This window comes from Bacillus mesophilum (genome assembly GCF_008923265.1).
GTDB classification, from domain to species: Bacteria; Bacillota; Bacilli; order Bacillales; family Cytobacillaceae; genus Cytobacillus; species Cytobacillus mesophilum.
Genome location: NZ_WBOT01000003.1, coordinates 704,184 through 721,628, shown reverse-complemented (window position 1 = coordinate 721,628; position 17,445 = coordinate 704,184). Strand labels below are relative to the sequence as shown.

General features: G+C 42.8%; 14 protein-coding genes, 1 tRNA gene and 1 rRNA gene. 8 read left to right on the top strand and 8 right to left on the bottom strand.

Annotated features, from left to right (window positions below):
* A 16S ribosomal RNA gene (locus tag F7732_RS13195) occupies window positions 1-192 on the bottom strand; the annotation flags it as partial.
* A 1,028-nt stretch (window positions 193-1,220) separates the two neighbouring features.
* Between F7732_RS13195 and F7732_RS22865 the strand changes: the two genes are divergently transcribed.
* On the top strand, window positions 1,221-1,394 hold the full coding sequence (locus F7732_RS22865) for a hypothetical protein (protein WP_192913023.1): 174 nt from the start codon (window positions 1,221-1,223) through the stop codon (window positions 1,392-1,394).
* 444 nt (window positions 1,395-1,838) lie between these two features.
* On the opposite strand, the gene F7732_RS13190 is transcribed toward F7732_RS22865, so the two are convergent.
* The gene (locus F7732_RS13190; protein ID WP_151574477.1) at window positions 1,839-2,744 is read right to left on the bottom strand and encodes a DMT family transporter; all 906 of its coding nucleotides are present in this window, start codon (window positions 2,742-2,744) and stop codon (window positions 1,839-1,841) included.
* Between the two features lie 113 nt (window positions 2,745-2,857).
* On the opposite strand from F7732_RS13190, the gene F7732_RS13185 reads away from it, so the two are divergent.
* Together F7732_RS13185 and F7732_RS13180 are read left to right on the top strand one after the other, a co-directional pair.
* Entirely contained in the window at window positions 2,858-3,553 is a 696-nt protein-coding gene (locus F7732_RS13185; RefSeq protein WP_066442873.1) for an MgtC/SapB family protein, read from the top strand.
* Between the two features lie 205 nt (window positions 3,554-3,758).
* Window positions 3,759-3,830: transfer RNA gene (locus F7732_RS13180), tRNA-Ala, on the top strand.
* 206 nt (window positions 3,831-4,036) lie between these two features.
* Here the strand turns inward: F7732_RS13180 and F7732_RS13175 are convergent.
* The 4 genes from F7732_RS13175 to F7732_RS13160 all read right to left on the bottom strand — a co-directional run bounded on the left by F7732_RS13175 (window position 4,037) and on the right by F7732_RS13160 (window position 7,393).
* The gene (locus F7732_RS13175; RefSeq protein WP_151574476.1) at window positions 4,037-5,218 is read right to left on the bottom strand and encodes a M15 family metallopeptidase; all 1,182 of its coding nucleotides are present in this window, start codon (window positions 5,216-5,218) and stop codon (window positions 4,037-4,039) included.
* Window positions 5,219-5,239: 21 nt separating this feature from the next.
* On the bottom strand, window positions 5,240-5,947 hold the full coding sequence (locus tag F7732_RS13170; RefSeq protein WP_151574475.1) for a TraX family protein: 708 nt from the start codon (window positions 5,945-5,947) through the stop codon (window positions 5,240-5,242).
* A 580-nt stretch (window positions 5,948-6,527) separates the two neighbouring features.
* Window positions 6,528-7,070 carry a DUF2812 domain-containing protein gene (locus F7732_RS13165; RefSeq protein ID WP_151574474.1) on the bottom strand — a complete coding sequence of 181 codons (543 nt, stop codon included), beginning with the start codon at window positions 7,068-7,070 and terminating at the stop codon, window positions 6,528-6,530.
* Window positions 7,055-7,393 (bottom strand): PadR family transcriptional regulator, encoded by a 339-nt coding sequence (locus tag F7732_RS13160; RefSeq protein ID WP_275670928.1) that lies wholly within the window; start codon window positions 7,391-7,393, stop codon window positions 7,055-7,057. The genes F7732_RS13165 and F7732_RS13160 overlap by 16 nt, the downstream gene beginning before the upstream one ends.
* Window positions 7,394-7,860: 467 nt before the next feature.
* Here F7732_RS13160 and F7732_RS13155 point away from each other — a divergent pair, with 467 nt between their 5' ends.
* The 4 genes from F7732_RS13155 to F7732_RS13140 all read left to right on the top strand — a co-directional run bounded on the left by F7732_RS13155 (window position 7,861) and on the right by F7732_RS13140 (window position 9,264).
* The gene (locus tag F7732_RS13155) at window positions 7,861-8,232 is read left to right on the top strand and encodes a group-specific protein (RefSeq protein WP_151574473.1); all 372 of its coding nucleotides are present in this window, start codon (window positions 7,861-7,863) and stop codon (window positions 8,230-8,232) included.
* 16 nt (window positions 8,233-8,248) lie between these two features.
* Window positions 8,249-8,767 carry an RNA polymerase sigma factor gene (locus F7732_RS13150; protein ID WP_151574519.1) on the top strand — a complete coding sequence of 173 codons (519 nt, stop codon included), beginning with the start codon at window positions 8,249-8,251 and terminating at the stop codon, window positions 8,765-8,767.
* A complete protein-coding gene (locus F7732_RS13145) occupies window positions 8,745-8,987 on the top strand; it encodes a hypothetical protein (protein ID WP_151574472.1) in 243 nt (80 codons plus the stop codon). The genes F7732_RS13150 and F7732_RS13145 overlap by 23 nt, the downstream gene beginning before the upstream one ends.
* Window positions 8,988-9,075: 88 nt before the next feature.
* Entirely contained in the window at window positions 9,076-9,264 is a 189-nt protein-coding gene (locus F7732_RS13140; protein WP_066442865.1) for a DUF4177 domain-containing protein, read from the top strand.
* Window positions 9,265-9,453: 189 nt separating this feature from the next.
* Here the strand turns inward: F7732_RS13140 and F7732_RS13135 are convergent, their stop codons facing one another.
* Both F7732_RS13135 and F7732_RS13130 read right to left on the bottom strand, forming a co-directional pair.
* Window positions 9,454-10,419, bottom strand: coding sequence for a GGDEF domain-containing protein (locus tag F7732_RS13135; RefSeq protein ID WP_240056617.1), 966 nt, complete (start codon window positions 10,417-10,419; stop codon window positions 9,454-9,456).
* Window positions 10,420-10,449: 30 nt separating this feature from the next.
* Complete coding sequence (locus F7732_RS13130) at window positions 10,450-11,316, bottom strand: EAL domain-containing protein (RefSeq protein WP_240056616.1); 867 nt, start codon at window positions 11,314-11,316, stop codon at window positions 10,450-10,452.
* Window positions 11,317-11,557: 241 nt separating this feature from the next.
* On the opposite strand from F7732_RS13130, the gene F7732_RS13125 reads away from it, so the two are divergent.
* Window positions 11,558-17,281 carry a beta strand repeat-containing protein gene (locus F7732_RS13125; protein ID WP_240056615.1) on the top strand — a complete coding sequence of 1,908 codons (5,724 nt, stop codon included), beginning with the start codon at window positions 11,558-11,560 and terminating at the stop codon, window positions 17,279-17,281.
* The last annotated feature ends 164 nt before the right edge of the window (window positions 17,282-17,445 follow it).

Genomic DNA, 17,445 nt, shown 5'->3' with positions numbered 1-17,445 from the left:
GAGTCCAAAAGCATTATCCGGTATTAGCTCCGGTTTCCCGAAGTTATCCCAGTCTTACAGGCAGGTTGCCCACGTGTTACTCACCCGTCCGCCGCTGACTTCAGGGAGCAAGCTCCCATCTGTCCGCTCGACTTGCATGTATTAGGCACGCCGCCAGCGTTCGTCCTGAGCCAGGATCAAACTCTCCAAGAAAGAGTTGATTAGCTCTTGTGTACATAATGTACATTGTTGATTCCGAAGAATCTTTTTTTAAACGTTGACGTTTTATTGTTCGTTCAGTTTTCAAAGAGCAACTTTATTAACTGCACCGCTCAGAAGCGACTTTATTATCATAACAGCTTTCCACAACCGAGTCAACAACTTTTTTGAAATATTTTTTCGAGAAGTTGCAATTCAATTGTGCGCCTCTCATGAGGACGAGATTTAATATATCATGTTATAAATATGTTTGCAATATAATTTTTTATTTTTATTTTATTTTTTTACCGCTTCATTTCTTTAACAGATATTCATGCAAATTAGGACTAATAACTATAGACATAATAATCAACCATACAGAAACTATATTCTGCTGACAATACTTCTATAGAAGAACTTGATTTTTTTAAAAGTTCTATTTAAGAAACCTGGTTAAACTGCTTTCCACGAATCAGCAACAAGGATGCTTTATCCTATTAAATATTATTGAAATTATTTAGTTTGGAAATCTGATCAGCTCTCCTTTCAATATAAAATAATAAGAACTAAATAGGTTTGAGCCAATTAACTCAGTTTCCCACATAATTGTTAGTAAACAACAAGAGGTTGAGATATAAGAATTTAACAGTACATTACAACCGAAAGGTAAGTAAGCGAATTTTTCTAATCATTCGTTTTTCTATTTGTTAATTTAGAATTTTTCTTTTTAAAAATGAGTGAAATGGTGCTTAGGACACTCGACTCCTGTGGGCCATAGAGAAAAGAGTGAGACCGCGCAGAGATGGATTAACTTGTGATCCCAAGAAAAAACATGGTCCGTAACCCAGATGGAACGGGCTAATTTAAATATCCCAAGCAGAACCATAAATATTCGTTTATCAGGCATAGTATTTTAGTTTTGTCCCAGTCTCAATAATTCACTACTAAAGTTCTTTCCCAGAATCCATTAGGAATAGTTTTGCTGGCTTCTTCATAGAATCTATTAACTCTAGTATCTAATCTATGAAAGGGTGCACAATTAAATGGAAAACTTAGCTCTTTATTTATCAGTAGGAATGGCGGTATTCTTGTTTGCTGTCTCCTATATGGAAGCAATCCGCATTACTAACAGCAAAGGAAAAGTTTATGGAGGAACATTTATCTTTTCAACCATAGCTGGGCTGGTCTTTTCAAGATTATCTTATTTATTCATTTGATCTCAGCATCACAAAATAGCCTTACCCTTTTAAAAGCGAAGACTGGATCTGGATCCATATTCATTTTCTTTGCCGCTGTCATCATTGTTGTATACGCCGTCTGCTTGTTGGAATGATGACAGTTACTATCCCTTCGTTCTAATAGGTAGTTATATATCGGGAAAGAATTCTCTTCTATGATCATTTCATGTATATAAAAGCAATGTGCATTTCCATATAACCGTTCTAAGTTTTTCTAGCCAATGATTAACAGTTGATTCTAATTTATATCGCCCTGTTTTCCACTTACTGGACTTTCCGGGCTCGTTTCTCCCGTTTACACAACACTGTTTTCCAATAACAGCTGAAAAACACACTTAGAGCTGCTAATATTACAAAAAAGCCTAAGAGTACACAGCACTCTTAGGCTTTTCCATCAGAAGAATTTAATCTATAACAAGATCTTTAAACAGCCTTTTTCTTAAACTTCTTTTTATGCATTCTTCTTTCATCTAATAGAAAAATAGATATCCCGCCTATTACAATTAACCCTCCAGCTATTTGAGTCCATACAAGACTTTCCTGTAATAAATAATAAGCCAAGATCGCAGCCCCCACTGGCTCGAATAAAATAGCCATCGATATCGTCGAAGTACTTAGCCATTGAAGTGACCAATTAAATAAAGTATGTCCTAGTAATGTCGGAACTAGAGCCAGCAGTATAAAGTATCCCCAGTCACTTGCCGGATATGGATACAGCGGTTCTCCTGCAAGAATCACGTAAAAGAACAGTGTAATTGTACAAATCAAGTATACGAGAAAAGTATATGTAATAAGAGATACCCTTTTTCGAACAGTTTGACCAAACATGAGATAAGCTGTTACAAGCGCACAAGCAATCAGAGCCAATATATCTCCAAAAAGTGCTGATCCGCTTATTTTAAAATCTCCCCAGCTGATGATTACACTTCCAAGAATGGCAATCATTCCGCTTAGGATTGCCTTCCAAGAAAATTTTTCTTTAAAGAAAATATAGGTGCCGATAAAAGCAAATAAAGGCTGCAGCGTAACAAGTACAGTAGAGCTGGCAACTGAAGTGTAATTCAGCGATTCAAACCATAGTATGAAGTGAAATGCTAAGAATACTCCCGCCAATGCAGAAAATACCCAATCTCGTTTAGTAATAAGCCGCAGTTCAGGAACATACTTTAGTAAAAATACCGGCAGCATAAACAGCACAGAAAAAAACAGCCTATAAAAGGCTATTACGCCAGCAGGCGCACTAGAAAATTTCACTAAAATAGCCGAAGTGGATACCGAAATAACCCCAATGGCCAATAACATATACGGATTTACTTTTGCATCAGACATTTGTTTTCTCCTTGATTAGTCGTTGTCATTTGTGGGTAAGTACTATTTTACACTGTTTCCTAGTAAAGCAGTGTAAAAAAACTATTTTAAATAAATTAAAAGCAGGAGATAATATGCCAGGTTTAGAAACAGAAATACTGATTAAGTTAGGAATTTCCGCTTTCCTCGGACTAGTAATCGGTCTTGAGCGCGAATTAAAGAGAAAGCCAGTTGGACTAAAAACCAGCCTTGTCATTTCCATTGTCAGCTGTCTTTTGACGATTGTATCAATTGAATCAGCTTATGTATTTACAGGCAATGATCAGATAAATATTACGATGGATCCGCTGCGGCTTGCAGCACAAATTGTATCTGGAATCGGTTTTTTAGGTGCAGGCGTTATTTTAAGAAGAGGCAATGATACAATATCAGGATTAACAACAGCTGCAATCATTTGGGGAGCTGCAGGAATTGGCATCGCAGTAGGCGCTGGGTTTTATCTGGAAGCGGCCGCTGGCGCAGCCTTGTTAATTATCTCTGTAGAGGTGATCCCTTTCATATTAAGTTTAATCGGTCCGCGGCAGCTGAGAGAAAAAGAAATACTTCTTGAATTAATGATTGAAAGCAAAGAAGACATTGTAAATCTAATTCCCGCTATAAAAGAATTAAAAATCTCCATTCAAAAAGTTCGCATAAAGGATTTGGAGGACGGTACTCATAATGTTCAGCTGCTTGTAACTGTACACTACAAAAGGCGTACAACAGATGTTTATTACAGCGTATCCAATATAAAAGGTGTTAAATTTATGGAGATTGAAAGCATGAGCTGATTAAACTTTAAGGATGAACAAATTGGACCACCCTTAAAATTTTCTCACATGACCGTTCTGAAGATAGCAATGCTCTGTAGCTAGTAACGCAACTTATACCACTTCTGAGAATCACCATATTAAAAAATGAATATTAAATTAATTATTTAAACACTAGTTGTAGTGAGTACACAAATATGATAAAATTCTCTTTGTCATAACTAACGGGGCATTAGTTCAGCGGGAGAATACTTCGCTGGCAGCGAAGGGGTCACCGGTTCGAATCCGGTATGCTCCATTTTAAGAAAATCCTTGCACAGCAAGGGTTTTTTATTTTTATATTTCTAACTTAATCAAACTTAAAAACAGCTGCCAAATTTGGCAGCTGTTTTTTAATATATTCACTAGTTCAAAATCCTTCATTATCTGCCTGATAAAAGTAGACGCAATTACCATTACCATAGTGATATAACATATTCTAATCAGATAAATGTCACGGTTTAATTACTTTTCAGCCGGACTTGTGCTGTATACTTCTATGAGAAAGTAATTCCCAGTGCTAATGTTATCCGCCGTTTCATCTCTGGCATCCAAATCATTAAAATGCCACCATTCTGAAGCCAGAGGGGTAAGTCCAGCAGATGTACAGTATATTTGCAGATTGATGGCCGCCTCATTCATTGAATCTGTATAAACAGCATTCCTCCATGCTGTATCGTTTCTTGATGTCACAGCAGATGTGAATTTAGCAGAAGCACCGCTTAATTCGTGAATAGGAGTAGGCATAGTATATTCTGTATAATCCTCTATCATGTTGACTGTGTAATCCCCTATTGAAACTTCCTTAGTAGAGTTTACTTTCGCCAGGCTAACATCCATTCCGTAGCCCATTTGATGATTAGAAACACCATTTGTTATAAACCATGTTATCCCCCAGGGAGCGGTATTAATGCCTTTCATCACTTCTGCATCGTTATTGGCTAATTCAGTCAGACCTTCTACTACCGCATTCTGAACAAAGAGGGGTCTAAACCCTTCATAAAGTATGAGTGAGTTCCCCTCAGACAGTGCATGCTGTTGTGCTTTATAAATCTTTTTTGACATTGAATAAAGAACAGGCATAATATATTCTTCTTTCTTAAGCCTTTCATTGTATGTCTTGCCTGAGTATAAAGCACGGTTAGAAACGTAAGGTATAGATTTACCTGATGAAGCAAATTTTGAAGCGTAAGTGTTGGTGTTATTATAAATCATAGAGGGAATGACATCAGGAAGGTTGATCAGACTATATTTATGCGGCAGCCAGCCAGATGACTCTCCTCGATTAACAAACCACCAATCTTTTTCTTCCCTTATAATTTCAAAACCTTCTCCAGCTTGAATCGTGCCCACAGTTTTAGAATTAGGATTCGGTGATTCTTTCAAGTTTAAATTTACAGATGCATATCCTGTAGCACCATGAACCGGAAGTTCCAATTCACCAACATATGGCTTACTTTCAGGCACTTCTTTCAGGAGAACATTCGATGCAATTTTTAAACTGTGTTCCTTTATTTCTTTTACAGAATCCTTCTCACCGTAGCCATCAACCTGGTTTGCGATATTCACCAATAAAGCCAGTATGAATATCACAAAACCTCCTAAAGCCAAAATTTCTAAAGCCTTATGCTTTCTATATTTAAGCATTTCTCATCTCCTCAACTAAAATCAATCAAAAATGATATATCTAAAAAGATATAGCAATAAAAGATGAAGAGGATAAAAAATGTAGAATCCCCATTTAATCAGTTTAGATTTCCTTCCATGTGTACCATTGTATAATGCGAACAAAGGAATTACCAGAAGTATTCCAAACCGAAATATGGATTCATATCCTAAATTATACAAACCAGGAATAATGTATAGTAGTCCCCCAATTAAACCATAGCTGAGCATCTGCAGCTTAAAGCGCCCTCTAAATATTCCAAAAAATAAGATCCAAAGGACACCTATATAGTTCCAGTCAGCAGTATATGCAAGAAGACAGCATAAAATAATTACACCTATTCTTATTAAAATTGAAATGTCTGTTTTTTGACTGACAGCCAGGGCAATCAGCCCCATCAGCAAGGTCCATATCACACTCGTAGCCTGCCACCATTCAAGACCAAGAAACATCACAAATGGAAAATGTGAAATGAGAGCAAAAATAAAAAGGCGTTTTATGTATTTATTTACATTTGAAGTATAGAAATAACCTTCAGCAATTAAGTAACACATGATAGGGGCAGCAAGCCTGCCAAATGCATGGAGAATGATGTGCAGAGTATTTTCATCAGGAACTAGCCAGATGGCGGTGTGATCAACTACCATAGCAACTATAGCTATAACTTTAAGAACATTGGTGTTTAACCCTTTTGTATGTTGCAGATTCATTGAGGTTTCTCCATTTCAAGTCTGATTTCATCATTAAAGAAGTAAAGTCTGTTCTAGCATGGTGAGTTTGTATTCATTTTTATTCCGAAATTATTGCAGAGTTAATTCCTTTGGGTGTAGTTTCTGAATGATAGAACAAAGTTGTTCATGCTTTACAAAATAAGAATACTTCAATCAATAATTGTGCAGCTATTAGAGATTGCTGCAGAAAAATTTGGACTAATCGTTTTTACCCTTTTCAACTAAAACTAAACATGATTAAACATATTATGATACAGAAGTTTAAAACTATTAGCCAAATCAATAAAAACTTCTTTATACATTGCTTTAAATATCCATAGTCAAAATGAGGAGCACCTATAAGATCGATAACATTTATATAGTTTCTGGAAGTATAATTGAGTTTAACAGCCTATAATTGACAGGTTTGAGGTGAACTGAAATCTTACATAAAAAAAAGAAATAGCTTTCTATGCTTTTACTCAGTCATAGAAAGCTATTTCTATAAAAGGAAAATCCGCTAAAGACAATCCTTCCTTCTTAATATAGCTAGAATATTTTTATCGCTAACCATTTACGTTCATATTTCCGATCTTCTTAAGTCTCTAATTTTAAAGGTGAGCCTTAATGTAATTTTTGCATAAATAACTGCTATAATTAGCCACATAACGTACAACAGAATGCTGGTAAAGGAATCTCCAAGCAAGAAGTTTGGTACCATAGTGACTAAAAAGAGAAAAATAAAATAAAACGCCCAATTTCTTCTGATTTTTCCATAAAGCTCAACTTTTGAATCTGTATCTGTAAATATTCGCAGCGACTCGTCAGCACTTTTCGGTTTACGGAAGTAAAACCACGTACCATAAACACCGCCGTATTCCATAATAAACTCCCAGCCATCATCCTTAAATAACTGCAGGTAGCTTTCTTTATTGCTTTCATCTAAATTTTGAAAGTCTATTTGATACTGGTAATCTCCTGGTTCGCCTTGATTAAATTGATAGAAAGGAAATTTGTATTTCACAAAATGGAATCCTTTAGAAGACATCTCCTCAAAATACTGCTGCTCTTCCTCAAATTGATCAACTGTATAAGGGCGAAATTTCTTTACTGTTCTCCCCATGCTAATCCCCCTAAATTATCATATAGCTCCTTAATTCTTCGTGCTTCCTGCTGTAAAATGTATCGTCCAATATCGGTGATTTGATAGTACTTCCTTTTTTGATCTTCATGTAAAAATTGAATAATTCCATCCCGTTCAAGTTTAGTAATCGTCCCATACATCGTTCCTGCTCCAAGCTTTATTCTCCCATTTGTTAACTTCTCGACATGCTGAATCACATCATACCCATGCCTTACTTCCATAAAAGAAAACAAAATATATGCAGCGGTTTCTGTCATAGGAAGATATTTTTTCAGTATTTTTTCTTCATCTAAATTGCCCAATATTACGCACCTCGATATATCACGTCTTGATATATATTTTATATCACATCTCGATATAAACTGTAAAGCCTAATTATAGATACCTTTTAGCCTCCAGTTACTTTATCTGCATTAGTAAGACATTTTTACTTAACATAAAGTATGAAACTCTTTAATCTCTGCATAATAAACAAGAGGTGATCATTGCAAATGAATAAGACATATAAGTTATTATTGAAAAGTACCTTATTATCTAGTTTTTTTAGCTTGATTATTCTTATTTTAACGATTTATCACCATTTCCATGTGGACCAGCTCCTTAGAAAGTCTGATGCAAAAAAGCACTCAAGCTAAGAGTGCTTTTTTCTATGCAGCGATTTTCCAGCAATGATAAACATCTAAGGCTTCAATGTATTTTAAAAAAATAATTGAACCTTTCTGCTTTCTTATTTGTATAGTTAGAAAAGAAGAAAGTGAGGATGATCAGTTTGGGTACTGGATGGATTGTTTCTTTAGCTGTGGCAGGTTTCCTTATGATTTTTATTTTAGCAATAGCAATTCCAATGGACCGTAAACATGTTGTACGTGAAAACGGGAGAATTAACTATAAGAAGACAAAACTGTATTTAAGGTGGAATGTCTTTGATACACTTACATTAGGATTAGCCGTATATGCAATTATTTGTGTTCAAGGTTTAAATTTTTTAATCTCTAGCGGTGAGAATGCTGAAAATGTTTTTGTGCAATTTTTTACGAACCAAGCACAAGTTTGGACACTAGTATCAACCTTCTACTTAATTACTAGAGTATCTATGACATTAAAAGCCATTAAGGAACGCTGGGGCGATGAACTTGAGTGAACGAGAAGATGAGCTAATGATCGCTTATCAAAATGGGAACGATGATGCACTTAATGATATCTATGTGTTATTAAAACCTTCTCTTTATACATTTATTTTCCGTTATTCAAGAGATGAGCAGTTAAGTATTGATATTGTACAAGATACATTTGTTAAGCTGCAGCATCATAAACAAGATTATGATCCCAAAAAGGGAAAACTAAAGTCTTTTCTCTTTCAGATCTCTTACCGTTTAATGATTACAAAATTAAACCGCCGCAAAAAATGGAGAAGTCTTTTGCCTTTTCTTTATCCTTTGCAGCAGGAGAATTTACATCATTCAGATAGAATGGCCATCCGCGATGCAGTTGCAAAACTCCCAGAAGTCCAGCGTGCCGTTGTTTTACTATTCTATTACCATGATATGCCGCAAGATGAAATAGCTAAAATTCTCGAAATCCCAAAAGGAACTGTGAAATCAAGATTGCATAGGGCAATTACCAGTTTAAAAGAAGAATTGGAGGAAGAAGAATATGGGTCAAGATCCCTTTCATAAGGAGCATCATCTGCGTATGAAGATGGATGAATATCATGTCGATGTGCCTGACTTCCCAAGAAAGTCTACTAGATGGGGAAGATTCATTAATCTATTAGCTTCTCCTGCACGAAACCCGCTGGAATCACTAGTCTCTTCATCAAATGGTTTAATCATACTTACAGCAGCCCCGCTGAGTGCTGTCGGAATCGGTTTTATCCAAGTACTTTTCTTATTATAGGGGCCATCATTAATCACCTTAATCCCTGAAACTTTTTCCTTCCTCAGTGCGTATTTAAGTTGCACACAATAAAGAAGGAGATAAAACCATGTTTGAATATAAATTTATTAAAATAGAATTAAGCACCTGGGGCAGCAAGCCTAAAGAAGATTATCACGAAATCATTCAGCAGCATGCAGCTGAGGGATGGAGACTCGTACAAATCTTTGATCCTTCTACTAAGGGATATGGTTCATCAGCATATTTTGAGTTGATTTTTGAAAGACCACTTACCTAAATTTGATCCTAATTATTTTCACTTTGCCTTATTTACATTATTTAAGATGCACTACATTCATATATTTATAAATAGAATGTAAAAAAGCACTCAAGTTAAAGAGTGCTTCTTCAATAAACATCGATTATATAAAGAATTTAAAAAAGTTTACTAATGAATAAACTCGAGAAAATGCCAGTCTATAGCCTGTTATAAATCCGCCAAATAGCAGCTTCCTTTGATCTCTTTGCATCTCTTTTTAACGGCTGTGACGATTTCAACAAGTTCCTCAGCACTTCGATAAACTTTATTTTTGTTTGTAACGATCGCGATTGATATGGAAACCAGCGGAAATTTCCGAATTACGCCTTGCCGATCTTCTGTGGTGATATACTGCTGTGAAAGATGTTCGGTGCTATAAAATCTCTTAATTAAAATATTAAAATCCTTAATTAAGTTGTCACATAACCGTTTATAGCAGTAATGCGGAATAATTGCAATAAAGTCATCTCCACCAATATGGCCCAGAAAATGATCATCTTTTTGAATATGTTCTTTCAGTAATTGGGCAACGGATTGTAGAAGCTGATCACCTTTTTTAAATCCATATGTATCATTGTAGGCTTTAAATTGATCTAAGTCGAAATACATAATACTAAATTCACTTTGAGCTAAGGAATTTTTTATCTTTTCCTCTATTGTTGTATTTCCAGGAAGACGTGTTAAGGGATTTAAAAAGCTTGCAAATTCTACTTGCACGTCCACAAGCTTCATTAATAACTTTTGTATACTGACAATACCAGCAAACCTGCCTTTATTCGTTACAATAACGTCATCATAGAGGTCCTCTGCTTTTCGCTGCATGGCAAGTTTACTTACTTCAGTAATAGAATCCAAATACTCGACTGCTAATGGATCCTTTTTGAACAAAAGCTCGACTGTGCGCCCCATATATAAGTTATAACCATATAAAGTACCAATTTTTTGGTAAAAATGTGTTCTCGTTATAATCCCCACCGGTATTTCCTGGTTCACAACCACAATGCCCTGCAATTCACTATTGTTATAAAATAACTGATCAACCACGAGATTTTTTTCATATTGAGAAATACAGGGTACTTTTTCAGCGATACTACCGATATTAACTGCCATTCCATCACCTTCTATACTTTCCATGCCAGTTCTCTTTGTTAAATAGATTAAAAGCTATAAAACTATTTCTGGAACATTCCCTTTTGTGATTTCTGGTTTCGGTCTCCCGAGTAAATACCCTTGTCCGTAATGAACACCTTGTTCTTGAATATAAGCAAGTTCTTCAATTCTTTCAATACCTTCTGCGATAATCTTTGTATTACTTCTATTTGCATATTCAAGAATCAGCGAAACTAACTGTTTTTGCTCTTCGTTTTGATCAATGTATTGTATTAACGATTTATCCAGTTTGATAAACTCTGGCTTTAGATATACTAATGTTTTTAAACTGTTATATCCTGACCCGACGTCATCAATGGCAATTCTAAAACCTTGAGAGCGATAATGGTCAAGTACTTTTTCAAATAAACAAAAATCTGTCACTGCACTTTTTTCCGTCAGTTCAAATACAACTTGTTCAGGTGCTATATTTAATTCCTTTAATAGTTGAAGTGTCTCGCCTGCATGATAATTATTATCCAGCAGCACATTGGGATGGATATTCACAAAAATCAGAAGGTCTTTTTTTTCCTCACATTCATACAGCCGGTCAATATATCGCTTCAAGGCAAGATTCCTTAAGAAACACTCAAATAAAAAGACTTGATCAGTCTGTCCAATGAATTCGTAAAAACTTTCAGTAGTCGAAAATAATTTTGATTGTTCTGGACGGTTCAACGTTTCATAACCAATCGTATTTCCTGTTTCCAAATTCAAGATAGGCTGAAAGAAAGTATGTATTAATTCATTGTTATTTAAGAATTTTTTAGACTCCCTAAATCTCCTATAATATAGAACCTCTTTTTTCCATCTGCTATTTACATATTTTAAGTATGAGGATATAGTGCCAGATTCCATTTTAAATAATAATTGCTCATTCATTTGGTGCACCTTCTTTTAATTATAGGAATTATCTCCTATATTAAGCTTCGTTTGTTAAGTAATCGTTAAAAATAGACTAATTTTTTGTAAGGAAGAGCTATTTGCTTCTCCTTGATATAGGTCTATTTAGCTCTATATAAGGAACGTCAAAGTCTTACCAAGAATAAAGTAAATGGATGAACTTTTATAAATTATACTTTTTTCCTGCTTAATAAGTTTATTGAGAAAGGAGTATGGCAAGATGTCTGATTCTAATTCTCCTAATAGACCCCCTAATCAGCCAAGATCATTAGACGATGCAATTGATTTATTAATAACCTCAATTTTAAATGAAGAGATAGGTGATCAGCCCCCTCAAGCCTCTGGAAATTTATCTAATCCTCCATCAACAGCATTTGTTCAGGATATTCTTGATATGGCAGAAAATATTCAAGAACCGATGAACAGGAAAACTAAGCCTAATCATTTTTTTATAAAAAAGTTAGATCAACTTCTGCTTTACCGTTTAAATTTATATTTTCCATTTACTGTATTTTTCTCTTTAGGAAGTGTTGGACCTACTGGGGCTACCGGGCCAACTGGCAGCATTGGACCGACCGGGATTACGGGGGTTACGGGCAGCATCGGACCCATTGGACCTACCGGGATTACCGGAGCTACAGGCAGTATCGGACCCGTTGGACCCACTGGGATTACCGGGGCCACGGGCAGTATTGGACCCGTTGGACCAACGGGTGGCACTGGAGCCACTGGCAGTATTGGACCCATTGGACCTACCGGGATCACTGGAGCTACAGGCAGTATTGGACCCATTGGACCGACGGGTGGCACTGGGGTCACAGGCAGTATTGGACCAACCGGCGTTACCGGTGCCACAGGCAACATTGGGCCCGTTGGACCCGCTGGTGTCACTGGGGCCACGGGCAGTATTGGACCCGTTGGACCCACTGGTAGCACTGGAGCCACTGGCAGTATTGGACCCATTGGACCTACCGGGATCACCGGCGCCACGGGCAGTATTGGGCTCGTTGGACCTACCGGCGCTACCGGGGCTACTGGTAGCACCGGGCCTGCTGGATCGACTGGTGGTACTGGGGCCACTGGCAGCATCGGACCCATTGGACCTACCGGGATCACTGGCGCTACAGGCAGTATTGGACCCATTGGACCGACGGGTGGCACTGGGGTCACAGGCAGTATTGGACCAACCGGCGTTACCGGTGCCACAGGCAACATTGGGCCCGTTGGACCCGCTGGTGTCACTGGGGCCACGGGCAGTATTGGACCCGTTGGACCCACTGGTGGCACTGGAGCCACTGGCAGTATTGGACCCATTGGTCCTACCGGGATCACCGGCGCCGCGGGCAGTATTGGGCTCGTTGGACCTACCGGCGTTACCGGGGCTATTGGTAGCACCGGGCCTGCTGGATCGACTGGTGGTACTGGGGCCACTGGCAGCATCGGACCCATTGGACCTACCGGGATCACTGGCGCTACGGGCAGTATTGGACCTATTGGACCGACTGGGATCACCGGCGCCACTGGCAGTATTGGACCCTTCGGAAACACCGGCGTTACCGGAGCTACAGGTAGCATCGGACCCATTGGACCTACAGGCATCACCGGGGCCACGGGTAGTATCGGACCCATTGGACCTACAGGCATCACCGGGGCCACGGGTAGTATCGGACCCATTGGACCTACAGGCATCACGGGGGCCACAGGCAGCATCGGACCCATTGGATCCACTGGGATCACTGGCGCCACGGGCAGTATTGGACCCATTGGACCTACCGGCATTACCGGGGCTACGGGCAGTATCGGGCCTATTGGACCGACTGGGATCACAGGGGCTACGGGCAGCATCGGACCCATTGGACCCACTGGGATCACTGGCGCCACGGGCAGTATTGGATCCATTGGACCTACCGGCATTACCGGGGCTACGGGCAGTATCGGGCCTATTGGACCGACTGGGATCACTGGCGCTACGGGCAGCATCGGGCCCATCGGACCTACCGGGATCACTGGAGCAACAGGTACCATTGGACCCGTTGGACCTACCGGGATCACCGGCGCTACAGGCAGCATCGGACCTATTGGACCTACCGGGGTTACCGGCGCTACGGGCAGCATCGGGCCTATTGGACCTACCGGCATCACTGGAGCCACAGGCAGTATTGGGCCCGTCGGACCGACTGGAATCACCGGAGCTACAGGCAGTATTGGACCTGTTGGACCTACCGGCGTTACTGGAGCCACAGGTAGCATCGGACCTATTGGACCTACCGGGGTTACCGGCGCTACGGGCAGCATCGGGCCTATTGGACCTACCGGCATCACTGGAGCCACAGGTACCATTGGACCCGTTGGACCTACCGGGATCACCGGCGCTACAGGCAGCATCGGACCTATTGGACCTACCGGCGTTACCGGCGCTACGGGCAGCATCGGGCCTATTGGACCTACCGGCATCACTGGAGCCACAGGCAGTATTGGGCCCGTCGGACCGACTGGAATCACCGGAGCTACAGGCAGTATTGGACCTGTTGGACCTACCGGCGTTACTGGAGCCACAGGTAGCATCGGACCTATTGGACCTACCGGCGTTACCGGCGCTACGGGAAGCATCGGACCCGCAGGACCGACTGGGATTACTGGAGCAACAGGCAGTATCGGACCCGTCGGACCTACTGGAATCACCGGCGCTACAGGCAGCATCGGACCTATTGGACCTACCGGCATCACTGGAGCCACAGGCAGTATTGGGCCCGTCGGACCCACTGGGGTTACCGGCGCTACGGGCAGCATCGGACCCGCAGGACCGACTGGGATTACTGGAGCAACAGGCAGTATCGGACCCGTCGGACCTACTGGAATCACCGGCGCTACAGGTAGCATCGGACCCGTTGGACCGACTGGGGTAACTGGAGCTACGGGTAGTATTGGACCTATTGGACCTACCGGCGTTACTGGAGCCACAGGTAGCATCGGACCTATTGGACCTACCGGCATCACTGGACCCACAGGCAGCATCGGACCTATTGGACCTACTGGGATCACGGGAGCTACAGGCAGCATCGGACCTATTGGACCTACCGGCATCACTGGACCCACAGGAAGCATCGGACCCATTGGACCTACTGGGATTACCGGCGCTACGGGAAGCATCGGACCCGTTGGACCGACGGGAATCACCGGAGCTACAGGTAGCATCGGACCCGTTGGACCTACTGGGGTCACTGGAGCTACGGGTAGTATTGGACCAATCGGACCTACTGGGATTACCGGAGCCACAGGTAGCATCGGACCCGTTGGACCGACTGGGGTCACTGGAGCTACGGGTAGTATTGGACCAATCGGACCTACTGGGATTACCGGAGCCACAGGTAGCATCGGACCCGTTGGACCGACTGGCATCACTGGAGCCACGGGTAGTATTGGACCAATCGGACCTACTGGGATTACCGGAGCCACAGGCAGTATTGGGCCTGTCGGACCGACTGGGGTCACCGGCGCTACGGGAAGCATCGGGCCCATTGGACCTACCGGCATCACTGGAACCACAGGTAGCATTGGACCCGTTGGACCTACCGGCTTCACTGGCGCCACAGGCAGCATCGGACCTATTGGACCCACTGGGATTACCGGAGCCACAGGCAGTATTGGACCTACCGGCAATATCGGACCCGTTGGACCTGCTGGGGTTACTGGAGCCACAGGCAGCACCGGACCCGTCGGTCCCACCGGAATTACCGGAGCTACGGGCAGTATTGGACCTATTGGACCCACTGGGATCACAGGGGCTACGGGCAGTATCGGACCTGTTGGGCCGACTGGGATCACGGGGGCCACAGGCAGCACCGGACCCGTCGGTCCCACCGGAATTACCGGAGCTACGGGCAATATTGGACCTATTGGACCGACAGGGATCACAGGGGCTACGGGCAGTATTGGACCTGCTGGGCCGACTGGGGTTACCGGGGCTACGGGTAGCATCGGACCCATCGGTCCCACCGGAATTACTGGAGCAACAGGTACCATTGGACCCGTTGGACCTACCGGAATCACCGGAGCCACGGGCAGTATTGGACCTATTGGACCCACTGGGATCACAGGGGCTACGGGCAGTATCGGACCTGTTGGGCCGACTGGGATCACGGGGGCCACAGGCAGCATTGGACCCATTGGACCCACTGGGGTCACCGGAACCACGGGCAGTATCGGACCTGTTGGGCCGACTGGGATCACGGGGACTACGGGTAGCATTGGACCCGTTGGACCTACTGGGGTCACTGGGGCTACGGGTAGCATTGGACCCGTTGGACCCACTGGGGTCACTGGGGCCACAGGAAGCATCGGGCCTATTGGACCGACTGGAATCACGGGGGCTACAGGTAGCATTGGACCCGTTGGGCCGACCGGCATCACTGGCGCCACGGGCAGTATCGGACCTGTTGGGCCGACTGGGATCACGGGAGCTACGGGCAGCATTGGACCCGTCGGACCCACTGGGGTCACAGGAGCCACGGGCAGTATTGGACCCGTTGGTCCCACCGGAATTACCGGAGTTACGGGCAGCATCGGGCCCGTTGGACCCACTGGGATCACTGGCGCTACAGGCAGCATCGGGCCCGTTGGACCGACCGGTGTCACGGGGGCTACAGGCAGCATCGGACCCATTGGACCTACCGGCGTCACTGGCGCCACAGGTAGCATCGGACCCATTGGACCTACCGGCATCACTGGAGCTACAGGTACCATTGGACCCGTTGGACCTACCGGCATCACTGGGGCTACGGGCAGCATTGGACCCGTCGGACCGACTGGGGTCACAGGAGCCACGGGCAGTATTGGACCCGTTGGACCTACCGGCTTCACTGGCGCCACAGGTAGCATCGGACCCATTGGACCTACCGGCGTTACCGGGACTACAGGTAGTATTGGACCCATTGGACCTACCGGCATCACTGGTCCTACAGGCAACATCGGACCTATTGGACCTACCGGCATCACTGGAGCAACAGGAACCATTGGACCCGTTGGACCTACCGGCATCACTGGGGCTACAGGTAGCATCGGACCCGTTGGTCCCACTGGGATTACAGGAGCCACGGGTAGCATTGGACCCGTTGGTCCCACCGGCATTACCGGGGCTACAGGCAGTATCGGGCCTATTGGACCCACTGGGATCACGGGGACTACGGGCAGCATCGGACCCATTGGACCGACCGGCATCACTGGAGCTACAGGTACCATTGGACCCGTTGGACCTACTGGGGTCACTGGGGCCACAGGAAGCATCGGGCCTATTGGACCTACTGGAATCACGGGGGCTACGGGCAGTATTGGACCTGTTGGACCCACTGGGGTCACTGGGGCTACAGGCAGCATCGGGCCTATTGGACCGACTGGGATTACGGGGGCTACGGGCAGTATTGGGCCAATCGGACCTACAGGTGCCACCGGGGCTACAGGCCCAGCTTTTGCTGCACAAGGGTTCTCAGCACTTACATCAGCATCTGGAGTTACAGCTTCTCAGCAAATTGTCAATTGGACAGTGGCTGCACCTTATTTTAGCAGTCCAAATTTTAATGCTACAACTGGGATATATACCGTTCCAGCAACAGGCAGATATTCGATATCTGCAACCATAAATTATCAGACTACCGCCGCACTTTCACTAAGTCTAGGTGCAGGTGTTACTCCAGCATTTTCTATTATTAGAATAAATACTAGTACCAGTTTAATAACTGGATTATTCCCTATCGTCAATTTAAGCCTTGCTTTACTTTCAATTCGGACCATTTTAGGGAACGGCACTGTGACCCTGGCAGGGGAAGTAGAACTAAACGCCGGCGATACAATTGGATTATTTTATCTTGCAAATGGTTTAACATTAGGATTAAATCTAGGAGGTTCTTCAGGAGCAGGTATTGTATTTTCAATGTTCCGAATCACTTGATTTAGCTAATCTGACTTATAAAAATCGAGAGTAGATCCTTGATATCCACACAATTGCTTCCATGGAAGCGTAAGTTTTCTTTCTAAATGTATTAAACGCCAAGTTTAGAATGCGGTTAGTTTTTAATCTTGCTTCTTCTGTAACATTCCTTAACCTAAAGATTA

Coding starts and splice junctions, on each gene's coding strand:
- F7732_RS13125 (WP_240056615.1), top strand. CDS start 11,558: ATGTCTGATTCTAATTCTCCTAATAGACCCCCTAATCAGCCAAGATCA.
- F7732_RS13130 (WP_240056616.1), bottom strand. CDS start 11,316: ATGAATGAGCAATTATTATTTAAAATGGAATCTGGCACTATATCCTCA.
- F7732_RS13135 (WP_240056617.1), bottom strand. CDS start 10,419: ATGGAAAGTATAGAAGGTGATGGAATGGCAGTTAATATCGGTAGTATC.
- F7732_RS13145 (WP_151574472.1), top strand. CDS start 8,745: ATGGGTCAAGATCCCTTTCATAAGGAGCATCATCTGCGTATGAAGATG.
- F7732_RS13165 (WP_151574474.1), bottom strand. CDS start 7,070: ATGGGGAGAACAGTAAAGAAATTTCGCCCTTATACAGTTGATCAATTT.
- F7732_RS13175 (WP_151574476.1), bottom strand. CDS start 5,218: ATGCTTAAATATAGAAAGCATAAGGCTTTAGAAATTTTGGCTTTAGGA.
- F7732_RS22865 (WP_192913023.1), top strand. CDS start 1,221: ATGGAAAACTTAGCTCTTTATTTATCAGTAGGAATGGCGGTATTCTTG.
- F7732_RS13185 (WP_066442873.1), top strand. CDS start 2,858: ATGCCAGGTTTAGAAACAGAAATACTGATTAAGTTAGGAATTTCCGCT.
- F7732_RS13190 (WP_151574477.1), bottom strand. CDS start 2,744: ATGTCTGATGCAAAAGTAAATCCGTATATGTTATTGGCCATTGGGGTT.
- F7732_RS13170 (WP_151574475.1), bottom strand. CDS start 5,947: ATGAATCTGCAACATACAAAAGGGTTAAACACCAATGTTCTTAAAGTT.
- F7732_RS13150 (WP_151574519.1), top strand. CDS start 8,249: ATGATCGCTTATCAAAATGGGAACGATGATGCACTTAATGATATCTAT.
- F7732_RS13140 (WP_066442865.1), top strand. CDS start 9,076: ATGTTTGAATATAAATTTATTAAAATAGAATTAAGCACCTGGGGCAGC.